Origin of the sequence: Burkholderia sp. Bmkn7 (assembly GCF_041103175.1) — a bacterium.
GTDB classification, from domain to species: Bacteria; Pseudomonadota; Gammaproteobacteria; order Burkholderiales; family Burkholderiaceae; genus Burkholderia; species Burkholderia cepacia.
Window position 1 is genome coordinate 1,364,594 of record NZ_JBGCUH010000003.1, and the last position, 19,608, is coordinate 1,384,201.

20 protein-coding genes and 4 tRNA genes are annotated in these 19,608 nt (G+C 64.6%); 14 read left to right on the forward strand and 10 right to left on the reverse strand.

Annotated features, from left to right (window positions below; translation table 11 throughout):
* Nucleotides 1–2: 2 nt before the first annotated feature.
* From lepB to nagZ, 7 genes are all read left to right on the forward strand, one after another.
* Complete coding sequence (lepB, locus tag AB3K92_RS27885; protein ID WP_027788005.1) at nt 3–896, forward strand: signal peptidase I; 894 nt, start codon at nt 3–5, stop codon at nt 894–896.
* 153 nt (nt 897–1,049) lie between these two features.
* Nucleotides 1,050–2,288, forward strand: a complete 1,239-nt coding sequence (rnc, locus tag AB3K92_RS27890; RefSeq protein ID WP_059620761.1) for a ribonuclease III — start codon at nt 1,050–1,052, stop codon at nt 2,286–2,288.
* 60 nt (nt 2,289–2,348) lie between these two features.
* Nucleotides 2,349–3,248 (forward strand): GTPase Era, encoded by a 900-nt coding sequence (gene era / locus AB3K92_RS27895; protein WP_027788003.1) that lies wholly within the window; start codon nt 2,349–2,351, stop codon nt 3,246–3,248.
* Nucleotides 3,235–4,071: a DNA repair protein RecO gene (gene recO / locus AB3K92_RS27900; protein ID WP_021159687.1), complete on the forward strand. Its 837-nt coding sequence runs from the start codon at nt 3,235–3,237 to the stop codon at nt 4,069–4,071. The genes era and recO overlap by 14 nt, the downstream gene beginning before the upstream one ends.
* Complete coding sequence (pdxJ, locus tag AB3K92_RS27905) at nt 4,068–4,844, forward strand: pyridoxine 5'-phosphate synthase (RefSeq protein ID WP_059486583.1); 777 nt, start codon at nt 4,068–4,070, stop codon at nt 4,842–4,844. The genes recO and pdxJ overlap by 4 nt, the downstream gene beginning before the upstream one ends.
* A 72-nt stretch (nt 4,845–4,916) precedes the next feature.
* Nucleotides 4,917–5,345 (forward strand): holo-ACP synthase, encoded by a 429-nt coding sequence (acpS, locus tag AB3K92_RS27910; RefSeq protein WP_021159685.1) that lies wholly within the window; start codon nt 4,917–4,919, stop codon nt 5,343–5,345.
* Nucleotides 5,346–5,361: 16 nt separating this feature from the next.
* Nucleotides 5,362–6,390 (forward strand): beta-N-acetylhexosaminidase, encoded by a 1,029-nt coding sequence (gene nagZ, locus AB3K92_RS27915; RefSeq protein ID WP_021159684.1) that lies wholly within the window; start codon nt 5,362–5,364, stop codon nt 6,388–6,390.
* A 193-nt stretch (nt 6,391–6,583) separates the two neighbouring features.
* Here nagZ and AB3K92_RS27920 read toward each other — a convergent pair whose 3' ends face one another.
* The 3 genes from AB3K92_RS27920 to earP form a co-directional block, all read right to left on the reverse strand.
* On the reverse strand, nt 6,584–7,969 hold the full coding sequence (locus AB3K92_RS27920; protein WP_027788001.1) for a sigma-54 dependent transcriptional regulator: 1,386 nt from the start codon (nt 7,967–7,969) through the stop codon (nt 6,584–6,586).
* Nucleotides 7,970–8,238: 269 nt separating this feature from the next.
* Nucleotides 8,239–8,796 carry an elongation factor P gene (efp, locus tag AB3K92_RS27925; RefSeq protein WP_011351421.1) on the reverse strand — a complete coding sequence of 186 codons (558 nt, stop codon included), beginning with the start codon at nt 8,794–8,796 and terminating at the stop codon, nt 8,239–8,241.
* A 128-nt stretch (nt 8,797–8,924) separates the two neighbouring features.
* A complete protein-coding gene (earP, locus tag AB3K92_RS27930; RefSeq protein WP_369466240.1) occupies nt 8,925–10,109 on the reverse strand; it encodes an elongation factor P maturation arginine rhamnosyltransferase EarP in 1,185 nt (394 codons plus the stop codon).
* 76 nt (nt 10,110–10,185) lie between these two features.
* Here earP and uvrC point away from each other — a divergent pair, with 76 nt between their 5' ends.
* From uvrC to AB3K92_RS27965, 7 genes are all read left to right on the forward strand, one after another.
* Nucleotides 10,186–12,231: an excinuclease ABC subunit UvrC gene (gene uvrC / locus AB3K92_RS27935; protein ID WP_021163084.1), complete on the forward strand. Its 2,046-nt coding sequence runs from the start codon at nt 10,186–10,188 to the stop codon at nt 12,229–12,231.
* 90 nt (nt 12,232–12,321) lie between these two features.
* Nucleotides 12,322–12,909, forward strand: coding sequence for a CDP-diacylglycerol--glycerol-3-phosphate 3-phosphatidyltransferase (gene pgsA / locus AB3K92_RS27940; protein ID WP_021163085.1), 588 nt, complete (start codon nt 12,322–12,324; stop codon nt 12,907–12,909).
* A 137-nt stretch (nt 12,910–13,046) separates the two neighbouring features.
* A tRNA-Gly gene (locus tag AB3K92_RS27945) sits at nt 13,047–13,122 on the forward strand.
* Between the two features lie 53 nt (nt 13,123–13,175).
* Nucleotides 13,176–13,251: transfer RNA gene (locus AB3K92_RS27950), tRNA-Gly, on the forward strand.
* Nucleotides 13,252–13,302: 51 nt separating this feature from the next.
* Nucleotides 13,303–13,378, forward strand: a tRNA-Gly gene (locus AB3K92_RS27955).
* A gap of 100 nt (nt 13,379–13,478) precedes the next feature.
* A tRNA-Cys gene (locus tag AB3K92_RS27960) sits at nt 13,479–13,552 on the forward strand.
* Between the two features lie 170 nt (nt 13,553–13,722).
* Entirely contained in the window at nt 13,723–14,922 is a 1,200-nt protein-coding gene (locus AB3K92_RS27965) for a site-specific integrase (protein ID WP_369466241.1), read from the forward strand.
* 18 nt (nt 14,923–14,940) lie between these two features.
* Here the strand turns inward: AB3K92_RS27965 and AB3K92_RS27970 are convergent, their stop codons facing one another.
* Genes AB3K92_RS27970 through AB3K92_RS28000 form a run of 7 tightly spaced genes read right to left on the reverse strand, consistent with a single transcriptional unit; the run spans nt 14,941 to nt 19,604 of the window.
* Nucleotides 14,941–15,888 (reverse strand): phosphoribosyltransferase, encoded by a 948-nt coding sequence (locus tag AB3K92_RS27970; protein ID WP_175897839.1) that lies wholly within the window; start codon nt 15,886–15,888, stop codon nt 14,941–14,943.
* Nucleotides 15,889–15,931: 43 nt separating this feature from the next.
* Nucleotides 15,932–16,255, reverse strand: a complete 324-nt coding sequence (locus tag AB3K92_RS27975) for a helix-turn-helix domain-containing protein (protein WP_369466242.1) — start codon at nt 16,253–16,255, stop codon at nt 15,932–15,934.
* Nucleotides 16,252–16,512 carry a hypothetical protein gene (locus AB3K92_RS27980; protein ID WP_369466243.1) on the reverse strand — a complete coding sequence of 87 codons (261 nt, stop codon included), beginning with the start codon at nt 16,510–16,512 and terminating at the stop codon, nt 16,252–16,254. Before AB3K92_RS27980 ends, AB3K92_RS27975 begins: the two co-directional genes overlap by 4 nt.
* Nucleotides 16,509–17,474, reverse strand: coding sequence for a hypothetical protein (locus tag AB3K92_RS27985; RefSeq protein ID WP_369466244.1), 966 nt, complete (start codon nt 17,472–17,474; stop codon nt 16,509–16,511). Before AB3K92_RS27985 ends, AB3K92_RS27980 begins: the two co-directional genes overlap by 4 nt.
* Nucleotides 17,471–17,929, reverse strand: coding sequence for a hypothetical protein (locus AB3K92_RS27990; protein ID WP_369466245.1), 459 nt, complete (start codon nt 17,927–17,929; stop codon nt 17,471–17,473). The genes AB3K92_RS27985 and AB3K92_RS27990 overlap by 4 nt, the downstream gene beginning before the upstream one ends.
* Nucleotides 17,926–19,245: a pyridoxal phosphate biosynthetic protein PdxJ gene (locus AB3K92_RS27995; RefSeq protein WP_369466246.1), complete on the reverse strand. Its 1,320-nt coding sequence runs from the start codon at nt 19,243–19,245 to the stop codon at nt 17,926–17,928. Before AB3K92_RS27995 ends, AB3K92_RS27990 begins: the two co-directional genes overlap by 4 nt.
* A complete protein-coding gene (locus AB3K92_RS28000) occupies nt 19,245–19,604 on the reverse strand; it encodes a beta-hexosaminidase (RefSeq protein WP_369466248.1) in 360 nt (119 codons plus the stop codon). The genes AB3K92_RS27995 and AB3K92_RS28000 overlap by 1 nt, the downstream gene beginning before the upstream one ends.
* Nucleotides 19,605–19,608 lie beyond the last annotated feature (4 nt).

The following is a 19,608-nucleotide window of genomic DNA, read 5'->3' on the forward strand; positions in this document are numbered from 1 at the left end:
TTATGAATTTTGCGCTGATTCTTTTTGTGCTCGTCATCTTGACGGGCGTAGCGTGGGTGCTGGACAAACTGGTGTTCCTGCCGCAACGACGCAAGGCGGCCGACTCGGCGATCGAGGAGTTCGATCGCCAGCAGTCGCGCATCGACAAGCGTTTCGCGGATGAAAACGCGGTGCAGACGCGTTCGAAGCTGCGCGACGAAAAGCTGCGCCAGCCGTGGTGGCTCGAGTACACCGCGAGCTTCTTCCCGGTGATCCTGGCGGTGTTCGTCGTGCGTTCGTTCGTCGTCGAGCCGTTCAAGATTCCGTCGGGCTCGATGGTGCCGACGCTGCTCGTCGGCGACTTCATCCTCGTCAACAAGTTCGAATACGGGCTGCGCCTGCCGGTGACGAACACGAAGATCACGCAGGGCAGCCCGCTGTCGCGCGGCGACGTCGTCGTGTTCCGCTATCCGAAGGACGAGTCGGTCGACTACATCAAGCGCGTGATCGGCCTGCCGGGCGATACCGTCGCATACCAGGACAAGCAGCTCACGATCAACGGCCAGCCGGTGCCCGAAACGCCGCTGCCCGATTTCTTCGACGACGAGCGCCAGAATTACGCGAAGCAGTTCGAGGAAACGATCGGCAACAAGAAGAACGCGATCCTCAACAACCCGGCCGTGCCGCCGTTCGTGATGGGCGCATACGACTATCCGTTTCGCGACAACTGCACGTACAACAGCCGCGGCGTGATCTGCAAGGTGCCGCCCGGTCACTACTTCATGATGGGCGACAACCGCGACAACAGTGCGGACAGCCGCTACTGGGGTTTCGTGCCGGACCAGAACATCGTCGGCCGCGCGTTCTTCATCTGGATGAACTTCAGCGACCTCAAGCGCATCGGTTCCTTCAACTGATCGCATCCGGGTCACTCGCAATACGCGACGCACGGGCCGCGTCGCGTATTGCCGAACTACTTTAAGAACCGGCGGTAACACCGCCTCGTCACGCCTTTTCGCGTCCGGCCGTGCCGTTTCGGCCCGACCGGCGCCCGCGTTATACTCCTGCACATGCCCTTATCCCAGTTGGAAAGCCGGCTGCGCTACGAATTTCGCAATGCGGAATTGTTGCGCCAGGCTTTGACCCATCGCAGTCACAGTGCCACGCACAACGAACGGCTCGAGTTTCTCGGCGATTCCGTTCTGAATTGCGCGGTGGCTGCCCTTTTGTTCCAGCGTTTCAGCAAGCTGGACGAAGGCGACCTGTCGCGCGTACGCGCCAACCTCGTCAAACAGCAGTCGCTGTACGAAATTGCTCAGGCCCTGAATATCTCGGACGGCCTGCGGCTGGGCGAGGGCGAGCTGCGCAGCGGCGGGTTCCGCCGCCCGTCGATCCTCGCGGACGCGTTCGAAGCCATCATCGGGGCCGTGTTCCTCGATGGCGGCTTCGAAGCCGCCCAAGGGGTCATCAAGCGCCTCTATATCCCGATTCTCGACCACATCGATCCGCGCACGCTCGGCAAGGACGCGAAGACGCTGCTGCAGGAATACCTGCAGGGGCACAAGATCGCGCTGCCGACTTACACGGTGGTCGCCACGCATGGTGCGGCGCACAATCAGCAATTCGAGGTCGAATGCACGGTGCCGAAGCTCGACGTGAAGGTGTCGGGCTCCGGTGCGAGCCGGCGCGCGGCCGAGCAGGCCGCCGCGAAGAAGGCGCTCGACGAGGTGATGGCGGCCGCGCCGATGCTGGCCGCCAAGCCGAAGCGCTCGAAAAACGCACGCGGGTCGAAGCATGTCGAACCCGAAATCGTGCCGGGCGTGAAGGGTGTGCAGGAAGCGCTCGACCTGCGCTCGCCGGAGCGCAAGGAACGCGCGGCGGCGCGCGAGGCGAGGGCGGCCGGTGCGGCGCCTGCGGCAACCGCGGCGACCGGTAATGAACCGGCCGCGGCGCCGATGGCCGCGATTCGCGCGGCGCATGTCGACGCAGCTGCCGAGAAGGGTGAACGGGCGGCGAAGCCGGCGGTCGACAAGGCTGCCGAAAAGCCGGCTGAGAAGCCGGCCGAGCGACCCGACAAGGCCGTGGAGAAACCCGCCGAAGCCGTGCCCGCCGCACGCGCAGCCGACAAGCCGGCTGCCCAGGCCGCCGATCCGGCCCCCGCGTCCGCCGACAAGACTTCCGCCGGTACCGACTCCGCTTCGCGCACGGCTGCGCGCACGCGCGATACGGCGGCACCGGATTCCGAGACGCCGCCGGGCGGCGTGAGCCTCGCTGCCGCGCAGGCGCGCGTGGCCGATGCCGACCACTGAATTGCCCATCGATCGTGCCGCGCGCCGCGCGGCCGTTTCCGAACCTGTCTCCCAAACGATATGAACACTCCCGCTCCTACCGGTTTCCGTTGCGGCATGATCGCGATCGTGGGCCGCCCGAACGTCGGCAAGTCGACGTTGATGAACGCACTCGTCGGCCAGAAGATCAGCATCACGTCGCGCAAGGCGCAGACGACCCGCCACCGCATCACCGGCATCAATACGTTCGACGACGCGCAATTCGTGTTCGTCGACACGCCCGGCTTCCAGACCCGTCACAGCACCGCGCTGAACCGTTCGCTGAACCGCGCGGTCACGTCGACGCTGACGTCGGTCGACGTGATCCTGTTCGTGATCGAGGCCGGCCGCTTCGGCCCCGACGACCAGAAGGTGCTCGACCTGATCCCGCCCGGCATGCCGACGCTGCTGATCGCGAACAAGATCGACCGCGTGACCGACAAGGCGTCGCTGTTCCCGTTCATGCAGCAGATGAGCACGCTGCGCGAGTTCACCGAGCTCGTGCCGCTGTCGGCGCAGCGTCCGGAAGACATCAAGCGCCTGCTGGACACGATCAAGCCGTACCTGCCGGAAGGCGAGCCGATCTACGGCGAGGACGAGTTGACCGACCGCAGCTCGCGCTTCCTCGCCGCCGAAATCCTGCGCGAGAAGGTGTTCCGCTGGACCGGCGACGAACTGCCGTACACGAGCACCGTGCTGATCGACAAGTTCGAGGAGGAAGGGCGCCTGAAGCGCATCTTCGCGACGATCCTCGTCGAGCGCGATTCGCACAAGGCGATGGTGATCGGCAAGAAGGGCGAGAAGCTCAAGCAGATCAGCACCGAGGCGCGGATGGACATGGAGAAGCTGTTCGACGGCCCCGTGTACCTCGAGACCTTCGTGAAGGTGAAGAGCGGCTGGGCCGACAACGAGGCGGGGCTGCGTGCCTATGGGTACGAATGACGCACTGACGTCGACCGAAGACGCGGTGACGGCCGGCGCGAACGACGCGCCGCTGCCGGCACCGCCCGAACCGCCGCGCAAGGCGCGGCGCGCGACGTCTCGCACGTCCGATTTCCGCGTCGCCGAGCAGCCGGCGTTCGTGCTGCACAGTTATCCGTATCGTGAAACGAGCCTGATCGTCGACGTGCTGACGCGCGATCACGGCCGGCTCGCGCTCGTCGCGAAGGGCGCGAAGCGCCCGCACTCCGCGCTGCGCGGTGTACTGCAGACTTTCCAGCCGCTGCTGCTGTCGTGGTCGGGCAAATCCGAGGTGCGCACGCTGACGGGCGCCGAGTGGGTCGGCGGGATGCTGCCGCTCGGCGGCGACGGGCTGCTGTGCGGTTTCTACGCGAACGAGCTGCTCGTGAAATTCTGCGCGCGCGAGGATCCCCAGCCGCCGCTCTTCAACCACTACGTGCTGACCCTCACGCGCCTCGCCCACGGCGAGCCCGCGGTGCAGGTACTGCGCTCGTTCGAGCGCGTGCTGTTGCGCGAGACCGGCTACGCGATGGCGCTGAACCGCACGGTCGCGCGCCGCGCGGTCGAGCCTGACCGCCGCTACGTGTTCGATCCCGAGCGAGGCGTGCGCAACGCGGACGACGAAGTTCCGTCGCACTGGCCGGTCATTTCCGGGCAGACGTTGCTCGACATGGAGCAGGACGATTACCATCGAGCCCAGACGGTTGCGCAAAGCAAGACGCTGATGCGCTTCCTGCTGAACACCTATCTCGGCGGTACGCCGCTTGCCACGCGTCAGATCCTGATCGACCTGCAAAACCTATGAGCTTCTTCCTGACAACGCCCACCGCCATCGACCTCGGCGTGAACATCGACCACGTCGCGACGCTGCGCAATGCGCGCGGCACGACCTATCCCGATCCGATCCGCGCGGCGCTCGCCGCCGAGGAAGCCGGCGCCGACGCGATCACGCTGCATCTGCGCGAGGATCGCCGCCACATCGTCGATGCGGATGTGCGCAAGCTGCGCCCGCTGCTGAAGACGCGCATGAATCTCGAATGCGCGGTGACGGCCGAGATGCTCGATATCGCCTGCGAAGTGCGCCCTCACGACGCGTGCCTCGTGCCCGAGAAGCGCGAGGAACTGACGACCGAAGGCGGTCTCGATGTCGCCGGCCGCTTCGAGGCCGTGCGTGCGGCGTGCAAGCAGCTTGCCGACGTGGGCGTGCGCGTGTCGCTGTTCATCGACCCGGACGAGACGCAGATCCGTGCCGCGCACGAAGCAGGCGCGCCGGTGATCGAGCTGCATACCGGCCGTTATGCCGAAGCGCACGACGAAGCCGGGCAGCAGCGCGAATACGAGCGCATCGTCGCGGGCGTACAGGCCGGTGCGCAGCTCGGCCTGAAGGTCAATGCCGGTCACGGGCTGCACTACACGAACGTGCAGCAGATCGCCGCGATCGACGGCATCGTCGAGCTGAACATCGGCCATGCGATCGTCGCCCATGCGATTTTCGCGGGCTGGGACAACGCGGTGCGCGAAATGAAGGCGATCATGGTCGCCGCACGCGTTGCCGCGCTGCATGGCGGCGCGCGGTGAAGATGAAAGGCCGCTGCGCATCGTACGTCATGCGTGACCCGGCTCAGCCAGGCCATACCGGCGCGTACTGACATGGCGATCTACGGCATCGGTACCGACATCGCACAGGTGAGCCGCGTCGCGGCCGTGCTCGAACGCACGGGCGGCCGGTTTGCCGAAAAGGTGCTGGGCCCCGACGAACTGCGCGTGTTCCATGCGCGCCGCGCCCGCTCCGAGGCGCGCGGCATCGCGTTCCTCGCGACGCGCTTTTCCGCGAAGGAAGCGTTCTCGAAGGCGATCGGGCTCGGCATGCACTGGCCGATGACGTGGCGTGCGCTGCAGACCCTCAACCACCCGAGCGGCGAGCCGTACGTGGTCGCGTCGGGCGAGCTGGCCGACTGGCTTGCCGCCCGCGGCATCACGGCGCGCGTGACGGTCAGCGACGAGCGCGACTACGCGGTGTCGTTCGTGATCGCCGAGACGGACGCCGCGCCTGCCCCTGTTTCCCGAACCTCCTCCTGACGGAATTCCCGATTCGATGAAAACGACTCCCGGCCCGGTCATGCTCGACGTCGTCGGCACGGCCCTGTCGCGCGACGATGCGCGGCGCCTCGCGCATCCGAATACCGGTGGCGTGATCCTGTTCGCGCGGCACTTCCAGAACCGTGCGCAACTGACCGCGCTGACCGACTCGATCCGCGCGGTGCGCGAAGACATCCTGATCGCAGTCGATCACGAAGGCGGGCGCGTGCAGCGTTTCCGCACCGATGGCTTCACCGTGCTGCCCGCGATGCGGCGCCTCGGCGAGCTGTGGGATCGCGACGTGCTGCTCGCGACGAAGGTCGCGACGGCCGTCGGCTATATCCTGGCCGCGGAATTGCGCGCATGCGGGATCGACATGAGTTTCACCCCCGTGCTCGACCTCGATTACGGGCACTCGAAAGTGATCGGCGATCGCGCGTTCCATCGCGATGCGCGCGTCGTCACGCTGCTCGCGAAGAGCCTGAACCATGGGCTGTCGCTCGCCGGGATGGCGAACTGCGGCAAGCATTTCCCGGGGCACGGTTTCGCGGAGGCCGACTCGCACGTCGCGCTGCCGACCGACGACCGCACGCTCGATGCAATCCTCAAGCAGGACGTCGCGCCTTACGACTGGCTCGGCTTGTCGCTGTCCGCGGTGATTCCCGCGCACGTGATCTACACGCAGGTCGACAAACGGCCGGCCGGTTTCTCGCGCGTGTGGCTGCAGGACATCCTGCGCGGGCGGCTCGGCTTCACCGGCGCGATCTTCAGCGACGACCTGTCGATGGAAGCCGCGCGCGAAGGCGGTACGCTCACGCAGGCGGCCGACGCCGCGCTCGCTGCCGGCTGCGACATGGTGCTCGTCTGCAACCAGCCGGACGCGGCCGAGGTCGTGCTGAACGGGTTGAAGGCGCGGGCAACGGACGAGTCGGTGCGACGCCTCAAGCGGATGCGCGCGCGCGGCAAGGCACCGAAGTGGGACAAGCTGATCGCGCAGCCCGAATACCTGCAGGCGCAGGCGTTGTTGAGCAGCGCACTGGCATGAGCGGGGAGGGGATGGCGCGACGTGTGCCATTCCCCGGTCGCCGAAACAAAAAGCCGCGCAACTGCGCGGCTTTTTCATGGGTTACTGCAAGTGCGAACGGGTAGCGTCACGAGTCAAGCGGCCCCGGGACGGTGATGCTCTTGGCGCAACTAACGGTCTGATTCCGCCAGCGCCTGCAAGCATCGACGCCCGCTCAGTTCACCTTCATCCGCTGCAGCTTGTTGTACAGCGTCTTCGGGCTGATGCCGAGCAGCGTGGCCGCGCGGTGGCGCGTACCGCCGACCGCATCGAGCGTCGCGCGGATCAGCAGATCCTCGACGTCGGACAGCGGCGTGCCGACCTTGATCTGCACGCTGCTGCCGTTCAGCGCGGCGCCGGCCGAGAAACTCGGCTCGCCCGCGCGCAGCGTCTCGATGAAATCGCCCGATGCGTCGTACGCGAAGCGCACGCGTTCCTGCAGTTCGCGCACGTTGCCCGGCCATTCGTAGGACAGGCATTCGCGCACGAAGCCCGGTGCCGCGCGCTTGTCGGTCGTGCTGCGGCCGGTTGCGCGCGCTTCGCGGTTCAGCTCGTCGATCAGCGCGTCGCCGATCGCGAGTGCATCGCCGTCGCGCTCGCGCAGCGGCGGCATCGTGATCGACGCCGCGTCGAGGCGCAACCACAGATCCTCGCGCAGCGTACCGTTCGCGACCGCTTCGCGTGCCGGGCGGCGCGTGGTCGCGATCAGCCGGAAATCGCTCGTGATCGAACTCGTGCCGCCGATCCGCATGAAGTTCTGCGAATCGAGTGCATGCAGCAGCGCTTCCTGCAGCACGAGCGGCAGCGCGGTGATTTCGTCGAGGAACAGCGTGCCGCCGCCGGCCTGCTCGAACAGGCCCGATTCGCGGCGCTCGGCGCCGTCGAACGCGCCGCGCTCATGGCCGAACAGTACGCTGTCGAGCGATGCGCCGTGCCGGCCGGCCTGCGCGATCGTCCTGCAGTCGAACGACACGAACGGCCCCTTGCGGCGCCGGCTCAGGTCGTGCAGCGTGCGCGCGGCCAGCTTCTTGCCGGTACCGGCTTCGCCGGAGAACAGGACGGCCGTTTCGGTGCGCGCGTTGTGCTCGATCATGTCGTACACGTGCTGCATCGCGTCGCTGCGGCCGACCAGCGCGCCGAAGCGTCCGAGATGGCGCAGCGACGCGCGCAACGACTGCACTTCGTCGATCAGTTCGTACGGGCGGGGGATCCGCGCGAGCAGGCTGCGCAGGCGCGGAATGTTGATCGGCTTCAGCAGGTAGTCCCAGATGCCGTGACGCAGGCCCTCGATGGCGCTCTCGACCGTCGCATTGCCCGTCAGCACGATGACGGGCAGCGAGCCGTTCGGCTGTTGCTGCGGCAGGTGCTGGAGCAGGTCGAACCCGCTGCCGTCCGGCAGGTTCAGGTCGACGAGCACGACATCGGGAATCGAGCGGCCGAGCGCCGTGCGCGCTTCGGCGAGCGACGTGGCCGTGTCGACCGAGAAGCCGTCCGCGGCGAGCAGCGCGGTGAGACCGGACAGACTGTTGGGATCGTCTTCGACAATCAGGGCGTGTGGCATGGTGGACGCGAGTCGAGTCAAGAGAGGCGGGCTGTCGGTCATCTGGGCCGCAGCCGCATGTCAGATTAAAAACTGATTTTATGCCCCGCTGAACGCGTAACGAGCATTATTTCTCCGGCGCTATAAAACAGTTACCGATGATACAAATTGAATATCTTTACCGGTGGATTTTGTGCTTTACATGAGCCTTGCCCGCGCGCGCTTGTTGCCGCAAGACAAACAAAAAGCGCCCCGAAGGGCGCTTTGTTCGATGCGGGCGTCGCTGGCGATTACGCGCGGCTGCGGTATTCGTTCGTGCGCGTATCGATTTCGATCTTGTCGCCGGTGTTGCAGAACAGCGGCACTTGCAGTTCGAAGCCCGTTGCGAGCTTGGCGTTCTTCAGCACCTTGCCCGACGACGTGTCGCCCTTGACTGCCGGTTCCGTGTAGGTGATCTCGCGAACGAGGACCGTCGGCAGTTCGACCGAGATCGCCTTCTCGTTGTAGAACACGACTTCGCAAGCCATGCCGTCTTCGAGGTAGTTCAGCGCTTCGCCCATCATTTCGGCTTCGACTTCGAACTGGTTGTAGTCGGCGTCCATGAACACGTACATCGGGTCGGCGAAGTACGAATACGTCACTTCCTTGCGGTCGAGCACGACGACGTCGAACTTGTCGTCAGCCTTGTAGACCGCTTCCTGGCCTGCATTCGTCAGCAGGTTCTTCATCTTCATCTTGACGACGGCGGAGTTACGGCCCGACTTGTTGTATTCAGCCTTGGCGATGACCCATGCGTCGCTGCCGATCTGCACGACGTTGCCTACGCGGAGTTCCTGTGCGGTTTTCATAAAAAACTGTCCTGATCAAATCAAATAAATAGGTGCCTGAGCGTTGCACAACGGGTGAGGCGCCAAGCAGACGCGTTCCGGTGGGCGCCAAAAGCAAGCGCTTGCGTGGTCGGCCGTCGGATAACCGCTTATTTTAACTGAGATTTTGCGTATTCCGCCAGCTTTCCCGTGAGATCGCCGACGGCCGCGAGCGCATCGGCCCAGCGGGCCGCGTTGGCGTCCAGTGCGGCGCGGTGCTGCCAGAAATCCGCCCAGTCGGGCGTGCCGGCGCCGTTCCAGGCATGCCAGAACCGCTCGAGCGCCGTGCGCGGCGCGTCGGCGAGGCCGGCCGACAGGTGCGCGAGCGCGGCGTCGAGCTTCGGCAGGTGCACGTCGTCGGCCTGCGGATAGATGTGCCACACGAACGGCTTGCGTGCCCACTGCGCGCGGACGAAAGAATCCTCGCCGCGCACGAAATTGATGTCGGCCGCCCACAGCAATGGATCGTAGTCAGCCTGGGGGACGAACGCGAGCCCGTGTGCCGTCAGGTTGCCGCTGTGCGCATGCGTGCCCGCGTCGAACGACTCGACCCCGAAAAAACGCGCGACGGCAGGCGACACGCGGCCGGCCGGCACGAGCGCGACGACCGGCGACGGGCCGTCGCGCCACTGCGCGAGCAGCGCGTCGACGGCCGGATTCTCGTACGCGAACAGGCTGACGACCGTCGTGCCGGCGGCCGGCGGCGCGCCGCCGGTCGCGCGCCGCCACCATGCGTCGCGCGCCGCCGCGTCGGCTTCGAAGGCCGTGCGGCGCGAATCGAGGTCGTGCTCCTTCAGGACGCCGCCGGTGCCGGCCGACAGGCCGGGGAAGAAGAACGTCTTCAGCAGCGGGTAGCGCGGATGCGGCGACGGGCGCAGATGGAAGTCGGCGACCCAGTCCTCGGCGCTCAGGTATTCGAGGTTGATCCACACGGGGCGGCGCGCGCGGCGCGCCATCGCCGCGAGATACGCGCCGGGCAACTCGCACGCGAACGCTTCGATCACGACATCGGCGATCTCCAGCGCGTCGCCGACTTCCGCATGCCAGTGTTCGACCACGATCGTGTCGACCGTCTGCCGACCCGCGTCGGGATCGACGCCAGGCAGCAGGCACGAGAACGTGCGCAGGTCGTCGATGAACAGGCGAACCTGCCAGCCGTGCTCGTGCGCGAGCTGGCGCGCGAGGCGCCAGCAGACGCCGATGTCGCCGAAATTGTCGATCACGTTGCAGAAGAGGTCGCAGGCGATCGGTTCGCCCGGCGCGGCGGGCAGGGGGGCAGCGGTGGTGCGTGGCATCGAAGCGGGCCGGTGAATGCTCTAAACTGGCGATTCTAATAGACCCGTTCCGCGTTACAAGGCGCCCGGATCACGCATGACATCCCCTGAAGCTCCCGATACCCCGTTCGAACCGAAGAAGATCCTTGCGCAGTTGCCGCACATGCCGGGCGTCTATCGCTATTACGACACGACGGGCGCCGTGCTCTATGTCGGCAAGGCACGCGACCTGAAGAAGCGCGTATCGAGCTATTTCACGAAGACGCAGCTGTCGCCGCGCATCGCGATGATGGTCACGCGCATCGCGCGCATCGAGACGACCGTCACGCGTTCGGAGGCCGAAGCGCTGCTGCTCGAGAACAACCTGATCAAGGCGCTCGCGCCGCGCTACAACATCCTGTTTCGCGACGACAAGTCGTATCCGTACCTGAAGCTCACCGCACACCGCTTTCCGCGCATGGCCTATTACCGCGGCTCGGTCGACAAGCAGAACCAGTATTTCGGGCCGTTCCCGAGCGCCTGGGCCGTGCGCGAGAGCATCCAGATCCTGCAGCGCGTGTTCCAGTTGCGCACCTGCGAGGATTCGGTCTTCAACAACCGCACCCGGCCGTGCCTGCTGCATCAGATCGGGCGCTGCACGGCGCCGTGCGTCGGCGCGATCTCCGACGAGGATTACGCGATCGACGTGTCGAACGCCGCGCGTTTCCTGCTCGGCCGGCAGTCCGAAGTGATGAAGGAGCTCGAGCAGAAGATGCACGCGTTCGCGTCCGAGCTGAAATTCGAGCAGGCGGCGGCCGTGCGCAACCAGATGAGCTCGCTCGCGACGGTGCTGCACCAGCAGGCGATCGAGGTCGGCAGCGACAGCGACGTCGACATCCTGGCGGTGGTCGCGCAGGGCGGGCGCGTGTGCGTGAACCTTGCGATGGTGCGCGGCGGCCGGCATCTCGGCGACAAGGCGTATTTCCCGACGCACGTCGAAAGCGCGCTGACGCTCGCCGAAGGCGGTCTCGGCGACGAGTCCGAACTGGCGGAAGCGGCCACCGCGCCTGCCGATGCACCGGCTGACGCATTACCCGACCTGCCCGCCGAAGAATCCGGCCGCGCGCGCGGCGACGCGGCGGCGTCGGTCGAGGCCGAGGTGCTCGACGCGTTCATCGCTCAGCACTATCTCGGCAATCGCGTGCCGCCCGTGCTGGTCGTGAGCCATGCGCCCGCGAGCCGCGACCTGCTCGAATTGCTGTCCGAGCAGGCCGGCCACAAGGTGTCGCTGGTGCGGCAGCCGCAGGGGCAGCGGCGCGCGTGGCTGTCGATGGCCGAACAGAATGCGCAGATCGCGCTCATGCGGCTGCTGTCCGAGCAGGGCTCGCAGCAGGCGCGCACGCGCGCGCTCGCGGAGACGCTCAGCTACGAATGCGACGATCTTGCGACGCTGCGGATCGAATGCTTCGACATCAGCCATACGATGGGCGAGGCGACGCAGGCGTCGTGCGTCGTCTACCACCATCACAAGATGCAGTCGGGCGAGTACCGCCGCTACAACATCACCGGGATCACGCCGGGCGACGACTACGCGGCGATGCGGCAGGTGCTCACGCGTCGCTACGAGAAGATGGTCGAGCAGGCGGCCCAGGCGGCAGCTGTCGACGAAGCGGCCGGCATTGACGGCGAGTCGACGCGCCAGGCCGAGGCGTCGAGCCTGCTGCCGAACATCGTGCTGATCGACGGCGGCAAGGGTCAGGTCGAAATCGCGCGCCAGGTGTTCACCGAGCTCGGCCTCGATACGTCGATGCTGGTCGGCGTCGCAAAGGGCGAGGGGCGCAAGGTCGGCCTCGAGACGCTCGTGTTCGCGGACGGCCGCACGCCGCTCGAACTCGGCAAGGAGAGCGCCGCGCTGATGCTCGTCGCACAGATTCGCGACGAGGCGCACCGCTTCGCGATCACCGGCATGCGCGCGAAGCGGGCGAAGGCGCGCCAGACGTCGCGGCTCGAGGAACTCGAAGGCGTGGGCGCGAAGCGCCGGCAGCGGCTGCTCGCGCGGTTCGGCGGGTTGCGCGGCGTGGTGGCCGCGAGCGTCGAGGAACTCGCGAGCGTCGAGGGCATCTCGCACGCGCTCGCCGAGCAGATCTACAAGCAGCTTCACTGACGCGGCCGTGCGGCCGGCTGCCTCGCCAGCGTTCTTGTGGCAGGCCGGTCGACACGGCACAATTGCGAATCCTTTACTGTCCCGCATGCCATGCCGTTCAATTTCCCGATTTTCCTGACGTGGGTACGGATCGTGCTGATCCCGCTCGTCGTCGGCGTGTTCTATCTGCCGGACACGGTGATGGGCGGCGCGCACCGCAACCTCGCGGCGGCGGCGATCTTCATTCTCGCGGCGCTGACCGACTGGTTCGACGGGTTTCTAGCCCGCAAGTGGAACCAGACGTCGTCGTTCGGCGCCTTTCTCGATCCGGTCGCGGACAAGCTGATGGTGACGGCGGCGCTGCTGATCCTCGTGCAGATTTCGCGCGTCGATGCAGCGATCGCGCTCGTGATCGTCGGCCGCGAGATCGCGATTTCGGCGCTGCGCGAATGGATGGCGCAGATCGGCGCGTCGAAAAGCGTGGCGGTGAACCAGCTCGGCAAGTTCAAGACCGCATGCCAGATGGTTGCGATTCCGATGCTGCTGTTCTACGGGCCGCTGCCGCTCGGCATCGCCACGATCGATACGCGCGTATGGGGCGAGTGGCTGATGTATCTCGCGGCGGTGCTGACGATCTGGTCGATGCTGTACTACATGAAGCTCGCGTGGCCGCAAATTCGCGAGCGCGGCGGCGCGTGATGCGTGTCACGCGTTCGGTCGACCAGGTTTTTTGGAAAAAGGGCTGGAAAAGCCCTTGACACACGAATGTGCCTTCGACATAATCTCGCTTCTCCGCTGCACGACGAAGTAAGTGTGTGACGGGGAGGCAGTAGCATGCGGGAGTAGCTCAGTTGGTAGAGCGCAACCTTGCCAAGGTTGAGGTCGCGAGTTCGAGACTCGTCTCCCGCTCCAGATTTTTTCTGGCAGCGTGTAGTACGGCAAAGCGCTGCAGATGCAGGACACATGCGGGAGTAGCTCAGTTGGTAGAGCGCAACCTTGCCAAGGTTGAGGTCGCGAGTTCGAGACTCGTCTCCCGCTCCAGATTTTTCTGGCAGCGTGTGGTACGGCAAAGCGCTGCAGGTGCAGGACAATGCGGGAGTAGCTCAGTTGGTAGAGCGCAACCTTGCCAAGGTTGAGGTCGCGAGTTCGAGACTCGTCTCCCGCTCCAAGTAATGGGGAAGCCACGCTTCCCTTTTTATTTGATGGACCTCCGGTCCTCGAATAAAAAATCTGTCTCTTGCCTCACGGCATCCGGACAGTCCGCTTTTGGCGCGATAGCAAAGCGGTTATGCAGCGGCCTGCAAAGCCGTTTAGGCCGGTTCGACTCCGGCTCGCGCCTCCAAGTAGAACGAGATAAAGCCCTGATTCGTCAGGGCTTTTCTTTTTTCTGCGCATTTCCAAAGATGGAAATGCGTCGCCTAGAGTGGTAAAAAGTCGCCTGTAACCAACCACAAACCGACGCCAACCACCCGTCAATCGGCTAATTGGCAATCGAGGCGAATTCATCTAGGCATGGCGAACAAACGACAGCGGCCGTCCGGCACGTGGGAATACACGATCAAGCGGGCGAAGCTGCTACCAAAGCCACTTTCCCTGACCTTTGACACCGAGGAAGAGGGCGACGCGTACGTTGCTCGATTGGAGCAGCTGCTGGACGCCGGCATCGTGCCGGACGAGGTCATCGAGCAGCGCGAAGCGATCGCGACAACAGGCGACGCGATTCGGGCGTACCTGCGCCGCGTGTCAGTGCCCGACTCCGACGTCCAGGTGCTCAATGCGCTCCTCGGCAGAGCAGCCATCAAGGCAAAGTCGCTTGCGACGCTCGATTACCAGTGGGTCGAGCAGTGGGTGACAAGCATGAAGCGTCATGACCACCTTTCGCCGTCAACGATCCGACACTACGTCGGTGCATTGGCCCGCTGCTTCGATTGGGTGGTGAGATCGGGCACGCCGATGTTGGCGACCAACCCGCTCCGACTGCTCCCGAAGCGATATGCGACCTACACTGATGAAGATCGAGCGTCGGTGGAGGCGCAGGATGTCGACGCGAAAGAGGACGTGCACCGGGATCGGAGGCCGAGCGAGGCGGAGCAGGCCGAGATTCGACGACTGATGGCCGGTGGGAAGCCAAACGGCCGCGAGCGTGCGTTCGATCTCCCATACCGGCCGGCGCTGGTGTTCCTGTTCGAGCTGGGTATCGAGTCCGCCATGCGGATGCGGGAAATGTACACGCTGGAGGTCGACCAGTTCGAGGTTAGCCGCCGGACGGCGTCGCTCGAGAAGACGAAGAACGGCAGCAAGCGCTCGGTGCCGCTCACGACGATCGCGATCGCCGCGTACGAGCGGTACGTCGGGGCCGTGAATGGGGGTGATCCGGAAATGAACGGCTTCACCTTCGACGGCGGCCGGTTGTTTCCATGGGTCGACGATATGGAGGCGTCGATGCGGGCTGAGGGCGTGCAGCTGCTGAAGCGCAAGGTCCTCGCTCGCGTCTCGTCTCGGCTCTCGGCGCAGTTTGGGCGGATCTTCGACGCGGCTGGCTGCTCGGATCTCGTGTTCCATGACCTGCGGCACGAGGCAACGTCACGGCTGTATGAGCGTACGACGTTGAGCGACGTTCAAATTGCGAAGATCACTGGGCACACGAATCCCAAGGTCTTGATGCGCTATGCAAACCTGCGGGGTAGTGATTTGGCGGAAAGGCTTTGGTAACAGCAAAAAAAAGACCGCTCAATTGCGGTCTTTTTTTGTGTTTCGGCCCCAAATCCAGCGCCAGTTTCGGTAGGCAGCATCTCGAGCGCTTGAGGCTCTTATCGGTCGCCGCTTCCCGTCTTCAGCTTCATCGCGGAGAATGCCGCGCGAGCGGAGTCGCTGATCCGTTGTTTCCCGTGCTTTAGCGCAACGGCCTCTGATTTCTTCAGCGGTACGGAAGCCGAGGAGGTACTGCGCTTCATCGGCTGTGAGGGCCGCCGGTTCAATGTCGAAGATTTCCCGAATGTCATTGCCATACTCCTTCTCAAGACGCGAGACAGTCTTCTTTGCTGGAAACAGTCTACCAGAGCGACTCGCATTTACTAGAACAACTGCTCCGATGACTGCCCCGCCACCGCGTCGAATATGATCGGCAAGGTCGCAAAGGGTGCCACCCATAGTCGTCACATCGTCAACCAGTACATATTGGCCGTCGCGGACGACCTGGCCGCTGAACGATGGTCTCGCGATCATCCTTTCCATTGCGTCGGCGCCGGTGTGATACACCTTCGCTGTCTGGATGATTTCCAAATCCAACTGCCCCCGCGTCGCGAGCGACAGCAACACCGCGAATGTTTGAGGAATCGCGTTATCGCCAAGGGCTTCCCGTGCGTGCGGCGCGACAAATATGTAGTCTCTTGGCCACTCTCCCGAACTTCGTTTGGCGAGAACTTGCTGGACGATTGGTGCCCCAACCGCAGCGACAAGGCGAATTGCAGCATCAGAATCGCCGGCTTTTGCCGCCTGATAGTCTGGATGCTCTTTCAGTGGGCCATCGTTAGTCCAGAGAAAAAGCGGTACGTCAACATTTTCGGGGAAGCCGAATTCTCGGTGCGGCGGTCTGCCTGCCGCACGCTTGCCAAGGACGGTGGTTGCTCGTGCTTGGCGGGGCGGCAATTTGTTTGTCGGTTTGGGCGGCGCAGCCATACGACCAGTATACAACGGCAGTCGAAATGGCGCGCCGCGCGCTCTACGCGGCCATGACATCGGGCAATCGCGGTAGCGGTCGTGCTTTTCGCCCCGGCCGGCGCGGGTCCGTCGCGGAAAGTTGCTTTGTGATCGCCCGGTGCACTCGTTCGTCCGTCGCAGGTGCCCCGCTGCGTATCTGCTCGATCCGTTTCTGCGTTTGCGCCTGCACCTGTTCGCGCAGGTAGGCCACAACGTCGTCTTCCAGAAAGACCCATGCCCGGCCAATCTTGGCACCGAGGATGTCGCCGCGATGAACGATATCGAGCAGCGTGGTGCGGTCGATCTTGAGGAATTCCGCGCATTCGATCAGGTCAAGCGTCCTCACGCGTTACCTCCTCGATCGGCAGTGATGCAGTCGCGCCAGTGTTCGAGCTGCTCGATGTACTCGGCATGCGTCGGGTGATCTGCGACGGTCATCCAGCATTCGTGGCTGCTGAAAGCGCCGCCGCTGATCGCGTGCGTACTTAGCTGGCCGGCGCAAATTTGTGTGGCCAGATCGGTAAGTGCTCTGAACAGGTCGTCAACGGTATCCGCCTGCATCTCGAGGCGAAACTGGACTGCGCGCTTCGGGGGCGTTGTCATCGGCTACCTCTTGCGAGCGCAGCTGCGCGATCAAGCCGTTCGATTTCGGCGAGGATCAGTGCGCCGGCCTTGACCAGTTCGCGTCGACGGTCGTCGCCGATCTTCGCGCTCCAGCCCTCGGGCAGGATCCCTTGGCCGAACGTGGCGCCATAGCCGGTATCAGCCGCCGGCCAGTCGCGAACGCCTGCGGGCATCGCATAGTACGCGGCGAGCGCTGCGATTTCTCCGCATGCATGCTCGTCGTCGTGTTCTACCGTCCAGCCTTTTTCGGTGATCTGGCGACGGCGCTCGGCGCGCACATCGACCACTGCGTCCGTGACCTCGGGCGACGTGTTGATCACGATTGCCCCGTCTTTCCGCATCATCCAGCCGCGTTTGCCTGGCACAAAATCGCCGGACATGATCAAGGCATCGGTGCGCTCGCCCATCTGCGTGGGAGGCGGGAAGGCGGCGGTGAGCATTGCGCGGTAGGCGTTCGTCCACGAGGCTGCGTAGGATTGATCGGAGCTTGGTGCTGCCGTCCACGCGTCGATCATCTTGGGTGTTGGCTCGATCGGCACGAGCGCATAGCCGTGTGGGATCGCCGATGGTTCCGGTTCGCGTGCGGGGGCAGGCCTGCCTTCGTCGGGCATTTCTTGATGCAGGCCGACAATAATCTGCATCGCTGCGGCCGCAGGGAATTCCTCCTCGATCTCTTCCGGAGTCCGGCCCTCGAGCATTGCGTCGGAGTCACCCAGGTGTGTGTCGAGCAGATCCATCGCGCGACGCAGTTGCGCCTTCAGGTGCGTCGTCGCTGTTGCGGGCTGCTCGACAGTGGGGGCGGCGTCCAGCGCTTCGTAGATCGCGGCCTTCAGGGCCGGTATCGAGTCTTGCCCGTCGGGCATGTCAAGTTCGTGATTCCGGGCGATCTGTTCGATCTGCTCGTCCGTCAGCGCATCAGCGCGGCTATTTTCGGTGGTCATTGTTGGTCTCCGGAGGTGGTTGCGGGTAGAGCGCGGCCGAGTTGCATCAGGCCCGTTTCCAGCGTGATCCCGGCGGTTGCTGCCCAGGTGCGTGCCTCCTGCGCGGCGTTGTGGCGGGCGTAGCTGCCCGTTTCGTCGGACATCAGATCCAGCAGCTCGACGTCGGCCGCCTGCGAGATCTCTACGACGAGCTCGCGAATTGCGATGCGCACCGCCTCGAGGCGCTCGGCTCTGCCTCGGCGGGTCACCGCCGAGGTATCGTTCGTCTGGATAGGTTTGCGACGCGTGAGCGTCGCTTCGTTCTTCTGGATCGCTTTTGCGGGCGCACGCCCGCGCTTGCCGCTCTCGACAGATTTGCCGTCGACGCTCGCGAGTGCGATAGCTGTGCGTCCGCTTCCGTGTTCCCGCTTACGCGACAGCGGACGTGGGGTAGAAAGAGCCGGGCGCGGGGTCATTGGGCGGCCTCCAGCGTGGCGACATGCTTGGCTGCCAGCTCGGGCGTCCAGTCTGGATCAGGCATGGCGTACAGCTCATCGAGCCATGCACGAACGTGGGTCGTCTCTTTGGCCTTCAACATGGCGGAGCTGGCGTTGATGCGGAGAGCGAGTACGTGTACGGCCGCGCGAATTGCTTGCACTCGCGTCGGATAGGTCGGTTCACCATCGCGGTGCCCGCACGGCGAAGAACCGCCGGCAGTTCCGATCGTGTAGTCCAGTCCGAAAATCCACTGGCCTTCCGCAATCAATGCGAGGCGAATTTCGACAGGAATGCGGCCAGTCCTTTCCAGTTTCGGTGCGGAGATAACATCCGTGGCGGTGTAGACGCCATGCTTGTTTGCTGTAGCGATGGAGTAGGTCCGGCGCTCAGGGGCGGCATCGAGCAAGTCCGCGACCGGCGTCAATGCCGCATGGACGGCATAAATCGTACCGGGAGACAGGTTCCCGAATACGGGATCATGTAGGACAGCCTGTAGCGCCTGTAAAAGTTGCTTTGCGCGCGGCTCGTCGATCTTCGTCGGTTTGGGGGCGGAGGGTTTGGCGGCCGGCGTGTCGCCGCCCAGGTGCTTCTTCGTCACCTTGGTCTTGCCTGCTTCCTTCGCTTTCGACAAACCGGAGACGATGCGTTCGAGCGCCTTGTCGCCGCCGTGCGCGCGGATCTCTTCGATCGCGAGGGTGCCTGCGATCGCGCCGCTGCGGACGAGGTCGTGTAGTTCGGACGGAGCTTTCTCCAGTAGCGCGGCGTCACGGATCGACTGTTCCGAAATGTTGAGACGGGCACAAATGGTTTTGGTGTCGAGTCCGTGAAGGTCGCGAAGCTCGGCGATCGACGTCGCGAGATCGAGCGGCGACGACGCTTTCGATACATTGCTCACGTAACCGTCGATCACCATTTCCGACCGCTTTACGTCACGCGAATCGCGGACAACGATCGGAATCTTTCCGAGGTCTTTCCCTGCTGCGATCGCTGCGCCTGCCGCGAGGTAGCGATGCTGACCCTTGTAGACGTAGAAATAGTCTTTGCCGTCGACCTTGCGTGCGTAGCAATGGAGCGGGGAGCCCTTGTCATACCCGTTCTGCACCATCGATGCGGTCAGTTCCTTGACCCACTGCGGATCGACGGGGCGGACGTTGTCGCGCGGGTCGTAGCGCAGTGCTTCGTATGGCGTCATCCACAGGTCGGCGGAGGTCGCGCCGGCCGCGGCTGCTGCCGCCTTGGTGTTCCCGGTCTGGATCGGTGCGGTCAGGTCGAGCTGTTGCGTGCGGTCGTTCATCACGCGGCCTCCTTCGCTGCCTGCTTACGTCGCGGCTTCGCTTTCTGCGCGGCCTGCTCGATGGCGGCCTTTGCTGCTCGCTCGGCCGACTGCCGTTGACGGCGTGCCGCGTTGACGGCGCTCTCGCAATCGCCTTCACTCGGAATCGAAATCTGCCTGCGGACGACGTCGTGACCGTCCATGATCAGGTGCTCAGTGTGGACGCTGTCGGCGATCGGTCGGCGCATCACAACCGTCTTGCCGACGAGGATCGGCGTCGACGGCCTGCGGGCATCGCGGTCGTAGCGGACGATGGTCCGCAGACTAAGGGTATTGCCGCGCGGAGCATCGGTTTCGAAGCGCTTAATCGGGCGGGGCATGGTC